The following is a 13,304-nucleotide window of genomic DNA, read 5'->3' on the forward strand; positions in this document are numbered from 1 at the left end:
ATGTTGCGATGACTGACAAAAGCCTGCGGCCACGCAGGTCATGAAGCTTTGCGTTGATCAGCAGAACGCCAAACTTGCCTTACGGCCCCACCATCAAGAGCTGCCCTTCGCTCTTCGGCACTCCACCTTTTTTCTCGACACTGAGGGCAAACTTGGCCTCGCCGGTCACTGCATCAACCGGCTTGAAGCTGGCCTTGACGAAACCTTTGTCATCGACGGTCACCACCCCGGCACTCACCGGGTTAGGCTTGTTCGGATCCACGACCCAGAGCTGGTAGTCTTTATCAGACTCCACTTTCGGCATTTTATCGAGCATCACCACGCCCTGGCTGCGTTTCTCGTCCCAGACCACGAGCATCTCGCTGCGGCGGTATTCCCAAACCTTGCTTTGCAGGGTGGCGACTTGCAGTTTTGACTCTTTCTCCTGCTGCTTCAGCGCCGCTACTTCGGCAGTCAGCTTGGCATTCTGTGTTTTGACTTCCGTCTCACTTTTGTGCAGCGATTCGATCTCCGTCGCCAGCGCCAGTTTCTGCGCCTCGAATTCATCCCGCCGTTTTTTGAGCTCTTCCTCAAGTGTGCGCGTCTTCCCGTCATCCACCACAGGAATAACCGAGTTCACCGGGGCAATGGCACGCGAAGCTGCTGCAAGCTGCTGGGTCAGGCCGGCTTGTTCGCGCCAAAGCCATATCGAGGTGACGGCAAAGCTGGCCGCCAGCGCCCAGCCAATGCCACCAATGACGACTCCACGTGAAACACCCACACCCTTGACACCGGTGGCACGCATCTTGGCACGGATGCGTTTCTTCATGTTCGCAGGCGGCTCCACCGGCTCGATGAGATAGGCCAGCTCCGCCGTCGTCTGCTCCAGTTCCATGGCGAGCATGCGCAGCTCTTTGTCACGTGCGACGGCACCATCCAGAGAACGCTTCTCGTCGTTCTCCAGCATGCCCAGCGCATTCATGGCGGCCAGTTCTTCAAATCGTTCCTGGTCCATCATGCGCCTCCTTTCAAAAGATCACGCAGGCGCAGCAGCCCACGGCGGATGTTAGTCTTCACAGTGCCTAGAGGCATGCCCAGCGACTCGGCGATCACATGATGTGTGAGGCCCTTCAAGAAAGCGAATTCGATCAACTGGCGCTGCTCCTTCGGCAGTTCGTTCAGCGCCTCGCGCACCACCACACCACGTTCGTTGGCTTGGACTTCATCGTCCACACCGGCATGGGCTGACGCCGCCAGAGTGGTCTGCTCCAAAATCGCGCTGTCCACCAGGCGGTTGCGCCGGCCCAGCATGCGCATGCGGTCGATCGCCTTGTGGCGGAACAACATCACCGCCCACGTAAACGCCTTGCTGCGCTCGGCATCAAAGGTCGATGCACGCTCCCAGAGCAGCACAAAACCATCCTGCAGGATGTCTTCGGCCTCGCGCTCGTCATGCAGCATCTGTCGCAGGAGACCAAAGAGCCGCGGCGCCATCCGGTCATAGAGCTGGTCAAACGCGCGCGAGTCTCCACGTCCAGCACGCTGGAGCAGGTCTTCTTCGCTAAGTTCTGGCTGGCGCATGAGAGGTTTGGGCGCAGGTCGCGCCGAAAAGGCTACGATGCGCGGGTTCCATGCCAGAGCTAATGCGATCACACAAGTTTTTGCGTCATCAAAGGCAGCTTGGATTCAAAAAAAGTCACTTTACCTCCACCAGACGGCAATTCCGGGTGAACAGCAGGGCAGATTCGACCTGCTCCAGTCTCAGGCCCGTCAGCCGCACCAGCGCCTGCCGATACAGCAAAATCTGCGGTCGATAACCCGCCACTTTTTCGGCCAAAGCGGCCTCGTCAGCCGCCTCATCTGTCTTAAAATCAATCAATCGCACCGAGTCGCGCTGGACCACGACCCGGTCAAACACGCCGCTGATCCAGCTCCCCTCGTGGATCAGGTCAAAGGGCCGCTCCCGCCACGCCCGCGCGTCCGCTGCAGGTTTGGCAAAAGCAAACGGCGCAGCAGATGACTGCAGCACACCTTGCACCATCGCCAGTGCCGTCGCTTCAATAGCCTCCCCGCGCAGCAGACCCGAGGCCTGCCAGCGCGCCTCCAGTCCGGCCATGTCCGAGGCGGCATCCCACCATTCTACATGTGCCAGCAACTCATGGACTAGATTGCCCAGTCTCCGGCCCGGCTCACGACCTGCGCCGAACAGCATGCTGCCCTTCACCTGGAAAGCTTCCTCCCCTGAAGGCGTCACACGCTTGGCCAGCGGCTGAAATTCCCGTAGCAGCCCTCCCAGCGGGCGCTCCATCACCGCCAGAGCCGGCGGCTGGGGCGCGGCACCGTTCAAGGTGCCAAACCATTGCGCATCCCCCGTCTGCCACTCGGTCAAATAAGCAGCACCCGCTTCGGCACCATCCGCCACGCCCAGCATCCGGCGCAAAAACTGCGCCTCTTTCATCGCGGGTTCTTTCGACTTCGGCGGTGGCTCAGCGATCAGGTAGAGACCGCGTTTGGCCCGCGTCATCGCCACATACAGGCGGCAGAGCGACTCAAAACCCGAGCGCCGCTTCGAACCCTCCATCTCTTCATTCAGTGCCTCATGCAACGGCGCAAAAATGCGCGGTGGCTCCTGCAAAACCCAGGAAATGCCCTGCGCATCGCGATTGACGACCAACGAGCGCCGCCGCACTTGATTCATTGCTTCGCCATCCACATCCGGCAAAATAACCACATCGAACTCCAAGCCCTTGGCCTTGTGAACGGTCATCACCTGCACCGCATTTGCAGCACCCCGCACCTGCATCGGCGTCTCACGCGCATGCAGCAGAAACGCATCAATGTCGCGTGCACCGCCCGCGTCGAACTCAGCAGCCATTTCACCAAACTGACGCAGCCGCAGTTCATGAAAGGCATCCATCTCCGGCAGCAGCGTGCGTAGGTGCCGGGTCCAGACTTCCGTGAATCCGACAAAGCCGCGCTCAAACACCCCTTCGCGCACTTGATGACAGGTCAACTGCCAGCCCTGCCCCGGAGACTCGATCTGCGACCACAACGGCGTCATTTTGAGATGCTCCAGCGCCAAGGTGTCTCCCGGATGCGCCGCCAGTTGCAGCAGCGAGAGCAGGGCGAGCGTCACCGCATTGTCCGTAGCTGGATAGATCTGCGACTCACACACAACCTCCATGCCCGTCGTCGCCCGCAGTTCTTCCGCCGTGGCATTGGCGTTCTTGTTGCCGCGCACCAGCACCGCGCAGGTCAGCCCACGCTCCAGAGGGCGGATCTCCTTCAGCAGCGCCGTCACCGCAGGTGTGGTGGAGGGACTGCGCAGGCCCTCTTCATTCGTTACGCTCAGCAGAGCCGCGTAACCACTGAGCCGCTGATTTCGTTCCGCAGCCACATGCTCTTTGAAGGCAAAGCCAGCGGTACATCCCGGCAGCAACGCTTCGATGCCTGCGGCGTTTGCAAACACCGCATTCACCGCATCCAGCACCGCCGGCGCGCTGCGGAAGGACTGGCTGAGCGTCTGCGGTTCCAGCCCGTCCTCGTCCTGATGCGGCCATTCGCGCAGCACGTCGTCAAACAGCCCCGGCTCCGCCTGCCGCCAGAGATAGATGGACTGCTTCGGATCGCCCACGGCGTAGAAGCTGCGCCTGCCCGTGTCATCCTGCATCACCTCATCCACCAATCCGCGCACGACATTCCACTGCACGCGGCTGGTGTCCTGAAACTCATCAAACAGCCAGTGATCATACCGTCCGTCGAGCCTGAACCACAGATCACCGCTTTCACCGTCCGCCCACTCCGCGCCATCCGCTGTCGCCGCTGCCAGCAGTCGTTGCACATCGGCAAAAGACAGCCGTCCGCGTGAGCGCACACGCCGCGCGTACTCGGTCTCATACAGTCCCATGAGCGCGGCCATGCCCTGAGTTCGCTGCACGCGGCAGATCAGCTCATGGTTAAGGATTGATTCAGCAAGGCGCACCCAGGCACGCGCCACTTCTCCCGTGAGTTCAGATTTTTTGCCGCGCCCCCAGCCGATTTCGGCCCTTCCTGCTTTTAATTCCTTCCAGACGGCGGTCGTTTTCTCCAAAAAATACTTCACCCTCGGCGGCAGCGTGGCTCCCGGCTCCATGCCCGAAGCTTGGGAGATCAGTTCTTCCATGTACCTGGCCCCTTCATCCGTACGTGGCACAAACCGGTCCCGCAAATCATGGATGGCCGCAGTGAGATTGCCAGCGCTCTCCAGCCCCAGCCCCGGCAGCACTCCCCATGGGGAACCATCACCGCTGTCGAGCCAGGTGCTATGGTGATCGTTGATCCAGGACTCCAGACTGCCCACCGCACTGCGCTCCTCGATGCCAAAGGTGGCCTGCTTGAAACCTTCGAGCAGCGCACGACCCGCCTGTTCATCACGCGAGGAATGAATACGTTCCAGCAGTGCATCCAGCGCCTCCCTCCGCGCCTGCGCAGATTCATTCTCGGCCATCACACTGGCACCGAGCGGCAGGCCGAGCTCCAGCGGGAAGCAGGCGGTGATGCCGGCGAAAAAGCTGTCCATCGTTCCCAGTCGCAGCCGGTGGAGCCGCTGCGTCACCTTCCGCAGGAGCACGACAAACTCCGGCCATTGCTCCGGCAGCGGAGCCATGCCCGCAAAGTACTGCTCCGGCGTCTCCCCATGCTGCGAGAGCACAGACAGCCGCTGCAGGATGCGCTGGAAAAACTCACCCGCCGCCTTGCGCGTGAAGGTCATCGCCGCAACTCCCTCCGGCGGCTGCCCGAGCGCGAGCAGATGCAGATGCCGCCGCACCAACTGGTAGGTTTTACCCGAACCTGCGGAGGCGGAGACGAGGATGTGGCGAAGGCGGTTCAAAGGCGTCAGAGATGCAAGCCCACGCTGCGCGAGATGTCCAGCACTCTCACCTTTCCACCCAGCGCCGAATCCATGGCAAAGTCAGCACCACGGCGATAATGAGCGATGCGCCAAGATAAAAGCCCGCACTCATGAACTCGGCCTTCCCGAACACCCAGGCTGCGAGCACGATGCCATACACCGGCTCCATATTATAGACGACGTTCACCGTGAAGACGCTGACGCGGCGGAGCACATCCATGAACCCCGCATAGGCGGCCACCGTACACACCAGGGCGAGAACACCGAGCCAAACTGCGGTAGCTGCATCTGGCAAACCCGGCAGCGGTCCGGTTTCAAGGAATGGGCGTGAAATGCAGGCCGCGAGGCATGCCCCACTCATCTGATAACAGCCAATAACGCTCCAGTGCGTGTCCCGGGCGACTTGCTGCTTGCTCAAGGTGGCGAAAAAGGCCGCCAGCACAGCGGCGGCGATGGCGACGGAAAAGCCGAGCCAATAACGAAATTCCACCTGATAAATCAGCCATACGGCCCCCACCATCACCGCGCCGACGAGAAGTTCAGCTAAACGCCAGCGCCGCGAACCATCAATGACAGGCTCAATCAGCGAGCACCACAGCATGGCCGTGGGCATGGCGGCCAGAGAGACGGAAGCGGTGGCCAGCCGCGCAGACCAGAAGAACAAAATCCAGTGCAGCCCTAAAATAACGCCCACGGCAAGCATCGCTAAAATTTTCCGGCGGGAAACCCAAAGCGAATGCCCCATGCACCGGGCAAGCACCGCAAAGCCGAGCACCGCCAGCGCAGTACGCCACAGCACCACATCCACAGGCGGCAGAAGGATCAGCTTTCCCAAAACCGCCGTAAGCCCCCAGGCAAGCACGACAAGATGCAGCTGGATGTAATTGCGCAGATTGGAACGGGACATGCTAGGTGACAGAGCTGTTGCTCCACCCGTCAAAGGTGCGGAGAGCCTTATTTTCTGTCTCCATACAAAGACGGAAATCACTCGTCCGCTATCGATTCATCCAATGGCCTCAAATAATGGCAAGAACACCCTTAGAACTTACGCCTTGACGTGGAGCGGTGCGGAAGCAGTAATGCAGGCTTGTCATGCTCCAGTTTGGACGTGCCTTGCCGCCCTGTCTTTATCCCGTCTGCTTACTCTGCCCTGCCTATGAATCACGGAACTTCTCCTCTGTCTCGCCTGACCCTTTTATCCCTAGTGGCCATCACCTTCATGGTCGCCACAGCACAGCAGGCACGTGGACAAACGGGCCTGCCTGCGGCACCCTCGACGAAAAGAATCGTTCAGGACGTGCAGATCGTCCTCAAGGGCGCGGTAAAAGTGGATGAAAATCGTATTCGCGGGCAGATGTCCACCCGCGTGGGCCAGCCGTTCAGCAATGAATCGGTGGAACGCGACATCCGCGCACTCTACAGCACAGGAGCCGTGGAAAATCTGGACATCCGCGCGGTGGACGTGGCCGGTGGCGTCAAAGTCATTGTCGAAATCGTGGGGCGCGGCGGCATTGCTGAGATCAACTTTATTGGCAACACCGTCATCGACAACAGCAAGCTGCGCAAGGACATCGAGATCAAGGTGGGCGACCCGGTGGATGACATCAAACTTTCCGCTGCTCAGCAAAAGATTGTGGAACTCTACGAAAAGAAGGGGTTCTCCGATGTCGTCGCAAGCTATGACATCACCCCGTCCGCCCGCGTAGGGTTCTCCACGGTAACTTTTAAAGTCGATGAAGGTGCGCGCGGCATCATTCATGACATCCGCTTCGAAGGCAACACCGCCATCAAGTCACGTGTGCTGCGCGGCAGCATCAAATCCCAAGAGCACCACGTCTGGAACTTGTGGGGCAAAAAAGGCAAGCTGAGCAATCAGGATCTGCAGGAAGACATCAAGAAGCTTGAGCAGGCCTTTCAGGACAAGGGTTATGTGTATGCCAAAGTCACCGAGGTGCGGCGTGAACCGGTGTCCGCCAAGCAGATGGACCTCGTTTACGTGATCAATGAAGGCGCCAAGTATGACGTCTCGGCGGTCAAAATCTCCGGCAACACCATTTTCACCAATGAAGTCTTGATGCAGGGCATTAAGACTGAACCCGGATTCGCTTACGTCGGCAGCTTTATCAAGGCTGACGAAAAGATGATTCAAGACTACTACGGCTCCCGTGGCTACGCCGATGCACGTGTGGAGACCAGCATTCTGGAGACCGGCGCCGGACAGGTCGCCGTGGCCTACAACATCACTGAAGGCACCAAGTCCTACATCAGCAAAGTCAACATTTCCGGCAACTCGGTCACCAAGGATGAAGTTATCCGCCGCGAACTGCCCTTTGCTCCCGGCGAGGAACTGAACACCGTCAAAATCGAGGCCGGTAAAAGCCGCCTGCAAAACCTGAACTACTTCAGTTCGGTGGATATGCGCAACACCCCTACCACCGCCCCCGGCTACAAGGATGTGGACATCAACGTGCAGGAGCAGTCCACCGGGACGGTCAACTTCGGTGCCGGCTTCAGTTCCATCGACAGCATCACCGGTTTCATCCAAGTGACTCAGACCAACTTTGACATCCGTGACTGGAAGGATTTCCGGGGCGGTGGCCAGCGTTTCAACGCCAACATCCGTGCGGGTGCGCTGCGTCGTGACGTCACTGTCAGCTGGACTGAACCTTGGTTCCTGGGTCGCGAACTGGCCCTCACCGTTGAGGCCTTCTATCACAACCTCTACTACCTCTCCAATTTCTTCAATCAAACCAACGTCGGCGTCTCGGCCGGTTTACGTAAACGGCTGGGTGAGCACTCTTACATTGAGAGCACCTACACCCTCCAGCAGATCGAAATCGGCAGCATCGCCAACGGTGCCTCCGCCCTCATCGCCCAGGAAGCCGGCAACTACCTTCAAAGCAAAATTGACACGAACTTTGTGCACGACACCCGTGACAGCGTCTTCATCACCCGCAGCGGCCACAAGCTCGAAGCAGGAATCCTGCTCTCTGGTCTTGGAGGAGATGTCCCCGTGTATGGCGGCAACATCGGCGGCCAGCAGTATTTTAACCTGCCTGGTGACACCATCCTCAGTTTTGAAGGAATGTTCCGTGTCGTCAATAGCTGGAACAACAACCCCGTGCCAATCTTTGAGCGCCAGTTCCTCGGCGGTGCCAACAACCTGCGCGGATTCAATTATCGCCACGCCGGTCCCAAGGATAACACGGGTGAACCCGTTGGTGGCCTGACCTCCATCTACGCCAGCAGTGAATTCTCCGTTCCGGTGCACATCACCGCCAACACAGAAAAGTCACCGCGTGTGGTCTTCTTCGGCGACATCGGCACCGTTTCCGGGGCCACAGGTGCAACCACAGGCGATGGAACTGTGTACTCCGATGCAGGTATCGGCCTGCGTCTCTTCCTTCCCGTCGGCCCCATCCGTGTTGACTATGCCGTCCCAATCGGCAAGGACGCCAATACAGGCAACGGCGGCCGCTTCCAGTTCAACATGGGCTACAAGTTCTAGCAGTGTGCTTGGACAATTTGTTTGTCCGCCCCTCCAATCTCATTCAAAACCATCCATACTTATGATTCGCAGCGCGTTCATCGCCCTTATCCTCGCCACCGTCACTCTTCAGGCCGCCGATCTTAAAATCGGTGTGATCGACATGTCCAAAGTCTTCCAGGAGTTCCACAAAACCAAAACTGCCGCAGACAAGTACAAGGCGAATTACGAAAAAGCCGCCCAGGAAATGACTGAGCGTCAGAACACGTATAAAAACTTGGCAGCGGAGGCCCAAAAGCTTCAAAAAGTCGCACAAGACCCGATCATCACCCCCGAGCAGCGTTCGAAATACGGCGCTGAACTGGGTGAAAAAGTGAAAGAAATCCGCGCTCTGGAAATGGAAATGCAGGAATTCGCTGATCGCCGCCAGCAGCAGCTCAAGCAGGAAGACATGCAGATCCGCAAAGGTCTCTACGAGGAAATTCTCGTGGTCGTCCGCGCCCGCTCCAAGGAAGATCTGTTCGACATCGTTTTTGACAAGACCGGCGTCAGTCTTTCCACCGTGCCTATCATCCTGCATGTCAGGCCAGAAGCGGCCACCGATCTCACCGATCAGCTCATCGTTGAGTTGAACAAGGATGCACCACCCCCCGGAGCCGAGCCCAAGAAGGAAGATGCCGCCGCTCCGGCACCCAAGACTGAAGAGTCCAAGAAATAGCCTCCAGCAGTCAACTTTCCAAGGCACGCCGCAACATTGCGACGTGCCTTTTTTTTGTTCCTGCGTAGAAATATCCGTCAGCACCATGAGCAACTCCATCAACCTGCGGAAACTCACTGATCTCGTCGGAGGAACTCTCTCTGCGGGCAACCCGGAATTCATCATTTCCGGCCTGAACTCCATCCTGGAAGCAGGCCCAGGTGAAGTGACATTCCTTGGCAATGCACGCTACCTGCCTGCGCTCAAAACCACCCGCGCCTCCGCCGCCCTCGTGCCGGAGGATCTTGACTATGCAGACGTGCGGGAAGGGCTCGCTCTCATTCGCCTCAACAATCCCACGCTCGCATTCTCCACCGTTATTCACTTCTTCGTGCCTACCGCCATGGAGTTTGTCCCCGGTGTTCATCCCACCGCCACGGTCGCTGGTGACGTGGTTTACGACCCCCAGAAGGTTAGCATCGGCCCGCATGCCGTCGTTGAGTGCGGAGCGCACCTCGGTGATGGCTGTATGATCCACGCAGGCAGCTTTATCGGTCGCGGCGTCAAACTGGGGGCAGGTTGCGTCATTCACGCCAACTCCGTCATCAAGGAATACTGCATTCTGGGGCAGCGCGTCATTCTCCACAGCGGCTCCGTGATCGGCAGCGACGGCTTCGGCTATGAGCAGGTTCGAGGCCGCCACCAGAAGATCGACCAGGTCGGCATTGTTCAGATCGATGACGATGTCGAGATCGGTTCCTGCACCACCATTGACCGCGCCCGCTTCGGTCGCACTTGGATCGGCGAGGGCTGCAAAATCGACAATCTGGTGCAGATCGGTCACAACTGCACGCTTGGGAAACACTGCATCATTGTCTCGCAGACCGGCATCTCCGGCAGCACCCGCTTGGGCAACTACGTCACCATGGGGGGGCAGGTCGGCGTGGCCGGTCACCTTGAAATTGGCGACAAAGTCATGTTCTTTGCCAAATCCGGCGTCACCAAAAGCATTCTCGAAGCAGGAGCCTACACTGGCTATCCCGCCCGTCCGCTCATGGAAGGGCGGAAAATGCTCAGCCTCCCCGCCAAAATCCCCGATTTGCTGGAACGCGTGCGCGTCTTGGAAAAAAAACTCGCCGCCCTCGAAGGTGGAACGGTCCATTCTTGAGCAAGGCTCGTAACTTTGACTGAAGCCAGCACGACCGTTGCCAAGATCAGGTCTTCCATCTACTTTTATCCCCCATGACTGCCGCCTCTATACTTCCGCTCCCCGTGATGCCCGACAGCCACGGCCACTTTGGCCAGTACGGTGGCATGTTCGTACCTGAGACGCTCATGGCCGCGCTCACCGAACTGTCGGATCACTATGAAAAAGCGAAAGCCGACCCCGCCTTCCAGAAGGAACTCGACCGGCTGCTCCACGAATATGTCGGCCGCCCCACGCCCCTCTACTTTGCCGAACGCTGGACCGAAAAGCTCGGTGGCGCGAAAATTTACCTCAAACGCGAAGACCTGCTGCACACCGGCGCGCACAAGATCAACAATGCCCTCGGGCAGATCCTGCTCGCCCAGCGCTTGGGCAAGAAGCGCATCATCGCGGAAACCGGTGCCGGCCAGCACGGCGTCGCCACCGCCACGGTGTGCGCACGTTTTGGCTGCGAATGCGTCATCTACATGGGCAAGGTGGACATGGAGCGCCAGGCGCTGAATGTCGCACGCATGCGTTTTCTCGGAGCCAAAGTCGTGGCCGTGACTGCAGGGCAGGCCACGCTCAAGGAAGCGGTGAACGAGGCCATGCGCGACTGGGTCACCAACGTGCACACCACGCATTACATCCTGGGCTCCGCGCTCGGCTCCCACCCCTTCCCCATGATGGTGCGTGATTTCCACCGCATCATCGGCGTCGAGGCCCGCCGCCAGATTTTGGAGCGCGAAGAGCGCCTGCCCGATCTCCTCGTTGCGTGTGTCGGCGGTGGCAGCAACAGCATCGGCCTCTTCCACCCCTTCCTGAACGACAAAGACGTGCGCATGACCGGCGTCGAAGCCGGTGGCGACGGCATCATCCCTGAGCGCCACGCCGCACGCTTTCAAGGGGGGCGTCTCGGCGTCCTGCAAGGCACCAAGACCTGGCTCCTGGCCAACGCCGACGGCCAGATCGAGCTCACCCACAGCGTCAGCGCCGGCCTCGACTACGCCGCCATCGGCCCCGAACACGCCTGGCTGCATGAGCAGGGCCGTGTGACCTACAATTATGCCACCGATGACGAGGCGCTCGCCGCGTTCCAGGAGCTCAGTCAGGTCGAAGGCATCATCCCCGCCCTCGAAAGCAGCCATGCCATCGCCGAAGTCCACAAAGTGGCCCCCACCATGGGCAAGGACCAGATCATCCTCGTGAACCTCTCCGGTCGTGGGGACAAGGACGTCGCTCAGGCTGCGCGCATGATCTTCGGCGAAGAATTGAAATTTTGACCGCAGAACATGAAGCTGTGGAGCATCTCCCTTGGCCTGCTGGTCATTGCCTGCGGCGATGGCGCTTTCGCTGCGCCCAGACGCATCCACGTCTTCGTCGCCCTGGCTGACAATGCCAGCCAGGGCATCGCCCCTGTGCCAGCGAAGATCGGCAACGGCGACGATGCCGAAGAAAACCTGTACTGGGGCAACTCCGAGGGCTTCAAGGCGATCTTTGGCCGCAGTAAATCCTGGAAACTCGAAAAAGCCGAGGCCAATCCAACGCCAGAGATCCTTGACCGGCGCAGCTACCGGCATGCAGCCCAAGACTGCATCCTCGTCGCCGAAGCATGGCGCGGGAAAAACATTCACCAGTGCTTGGAAGCCTGCTTCGCCAACCTTCGGGATCGCCGCAGTGATCTCACCGCCTTCATCGGTCACAATGGACTCATGGACTCCCCCGTGGCGGTCTCTGTCCTCGGCCCTGGGTCCAGATCCACAGACGCCATCATTCTCTGCTGTGTCAGCGGCAGGTTCTTCAAACCGCATCTCGAAGCCTTGCAGGCCCGCCCCGTGCTCACCACCGAACAACTGATGTATCCCGGTGCCTTCTTGCTGCGTGATGCCCTCGAAGTCTGGCTGCACAATGGCTCCCGGCCCGACATCCGCATGGCTGCCGCCAGAGCATATGCGGCCAATCAAAAGATGTCCGTCAAAGCTGCGGCGGGGGTGTTTTCAAAACTTGAGTGACATGAGCCCACGCCCTTCACTCTCTGCGCAACCCCGGCCTGCAAACGCCCTGCAGCAGGACATGTCACAGCTGAAATCCCTGCTCCATGACTCGCTCTCGCCGCATCTGCCTGCGGCCCAGAAGGACATGCGCATCCTCAACCTCGCCTGTGGACGCTGTGATGAAGCGGAAACCTTGATCCAAGTCGGCTCTGAACTCACCCAAGGTGGCGGTGTCGAAATGATCGGTGCTGACATTCGCATCCGCGAGATCCGGCTGGCCCGTGAAGCACACAGTCATCTGCCCGCACAGTTTTTGATCGAGGACGCCACCAAGATCGACCAGCACAAAGAGCTGAGTGACGACTTCAACATGGTCTTCCTGCGCCACCAGAACTTCTGGCACGGACCAGAGCTGTGGAAGAAAATTTTCGACCAGGGCATCGCCAAACTACGCCCCGACGGCATGCTGGTCATCACCAGCTATTTCGATGTCGAACACCGGCTCGCGCTACGCGCGCTGGAGTCGCTGGGCATGGAGGTCGTCAGCAACAAGCGCAACAAGAACAGCCGGGCGTTGCAGGACGCTCCGGGCAAGTCCGTGGACCGCTGGGTGGCTGTTTTGCGGCAGCGTCAGGCCTGAGACAGGCTGCCAAGGCCATTTACAAGCCTGCGGAAAAGCGGTAAACTCCGCCCCCTTCCCCCCATAATTCATGAATCGCCTTTTTTACGTCCTCACCCTCTTCGCGGCGCTTGTCTTGGCCGCACCGGTGTCGCAAGCCCAGACCATTGATGCCAGCAGCGAGGTGGCGGACCAATACTTCCGCGGCTTTGTCCTCAACAATGAGGCCGTCGCACTCGAAACCGCTGGTGACGTCACCCTCGCACAGACCAAATTCAAACAGGCGGGCGAGATCATGGACAGCATCGCCCGGAATTACCCGACTTGGCAGCCTGAAATGCGTACAGCACGCCAGCAAAAAATTCAGGATGCCCTCACACGACTGCAGTCACGTTCGTCGCAGCCGCAAGCCCAGGTGCCTTCAGCTACACCGACTGCGGCTGTCACCATG

Annotated in this window: 11 protein-coding genes; 7 read left to right on the top strand and 4 right to left on the bottom strand. The window is 59.3% G+C overall.

The annotated features are described in order from the left end of the window. Nucleotides 1–79: 79 nt before the first annotated feature. From PSV43_RS14645 to PSV43_RS14660, 4 genes are all read right to left on the bottom strand, one after another. Entirely contained in the window at nt 80–997 is a 918-nt protein-coding gene (locus PSV43_RS14645; RefSeq protein WP_300198648.1) for an anti-sigma factor, read from the bottom strand. Further along, nucleotides 994–1,560, bottom strand: a complete 567-nt coding sequence (locus PSV43_RS14650; protein WP_300198651.1) for a sigma-70 family RNA polymerase sigma factor — start codon at nt 1,558–1,560, stop codon at nt 994–996. The genes PSV43_RS14645 and PSV43_RS14650 overlap by 4 nt, the downstream gene beginning before the upstream one ends. Nucleotides 1,561–1,675: 115 nt before the next feature. Further along, nucleotides 1,676–4,849, bottom strand: coding sequence for a UvrD-helicase domain-containing protein (locus PSV43_RS14655; protein WP_300198654.1), 3,174 nt, complete (start codon nt 4,847–4,849; stop codon nt 1,676–1,678). A 46-nt stretch (nt 4,850–4,895) separates the two neighbouring features. After that, entirely contained in the window at nt 4,896–5,858 is a 963-nt protein-coding gene (locus tag PSV43_RS14660) for a DMT family transporter (protein ID WP_300198657.1), read from the bottom strand. Between the two features lie 231 nt (nt 5,859–6,089). Here PSV43_RS14660 and bamA point away from each other — a divergent pair, with 231 nt between their 5' ends. The 7 genes from bamA to PSV43_RS14695 all read left to right on the top strand — a co-directional run. Further along, nucleotides 6,090–8,378, top strand: coding sequence for an outer membrane protein assembly factor BamA (gene bamA, locus PSV43_RS14665; protein ID WP_300198660.1), 2,289 nt, complete (start codon nt 6,090–6,092; stop codon nt 8,376–8,378). A 61-nt stretch (nt 8,379–8,439) separates the two neighbouring features. Then, on the top strand, nt 8,440–9,075 hold the full coding sequence (locus tag PSV43_RS14670; protein ID WP_300198662.1) for an OmpH family outer membrane protein: 636 nt from the start codon (nt 8,440–8,442) through the stop codon (nt 9,073–9,075). Between the two features lie 85 nt (nt 9,076–9,160). Next, nucleotides 9,161–10,222, top strand: a complete 1,062-nt coding sequence (gene lpxD, locus PSV43_RS14675) for a UDP-3-O-(3-hydroxymyristoyl)glucosamine N-acyltransferase (protein ID WP_300198664.1) — start codon at nt 9,161–9,163, stop codon at nt 10,220–10,222. A 74-nt stretch (nt 10,223–10,296) separates the two neighbouring features. Next, complete coding sequence (gene trpB, locus PSV43_RS14680; RefSeq protein WP_300198667.1) at nt 10,297–11,523, top strand: tryptophan synthase subunit beta; 1,227 nt, start codon at nt 10,297–10,299, stop codon at nt 11,521–11,523. 9 nt (nt 11,524–11,532) lie between these two features. Next, the gene (locus PSV43_RS14685) at nt 11,533–12,252 is read left to right on the top strand and encodes a hypothetical protein (RefSeq protein WP_300198669.1); all 720 of its coding nucleotides are present in this window, start codon (nt 11,533–11,535) and stop codon (nt 12,250–12,252) included. A gap of 1 nt (nt 12,253) precedes the next feature. Next, nucleotides 12,254–12,874: a methyltransferase domain-containing protein gene (locus tag PSV43_RS14690; protein WP_300198670.1), complete on the top strand. Its 621-nt coding sequence runs from the start codon at nt 12,254–12,256 to the stop codon at nt 12,872–12,874. 70 nt (nt 12,875–12,944) lie between these two features. Next, a partial coding sequence (locus PSV43_RS14695) for a hypothetical protein (protein WP_300198673.1) occupies nt 12,945–13,304 on the top strand: 360 nt, incomplete at its 3' end.

It is taken from the genome of Prosthecobacter sp. (genome assembly GCF_029946185.1).
Taxonomy (GTDB): Bacteria; Verrucomicrobiota; Verrucomicrobiia; order Verrucomicrobiales; family Verrucomicrobiaceae; genus Prosthecobacter.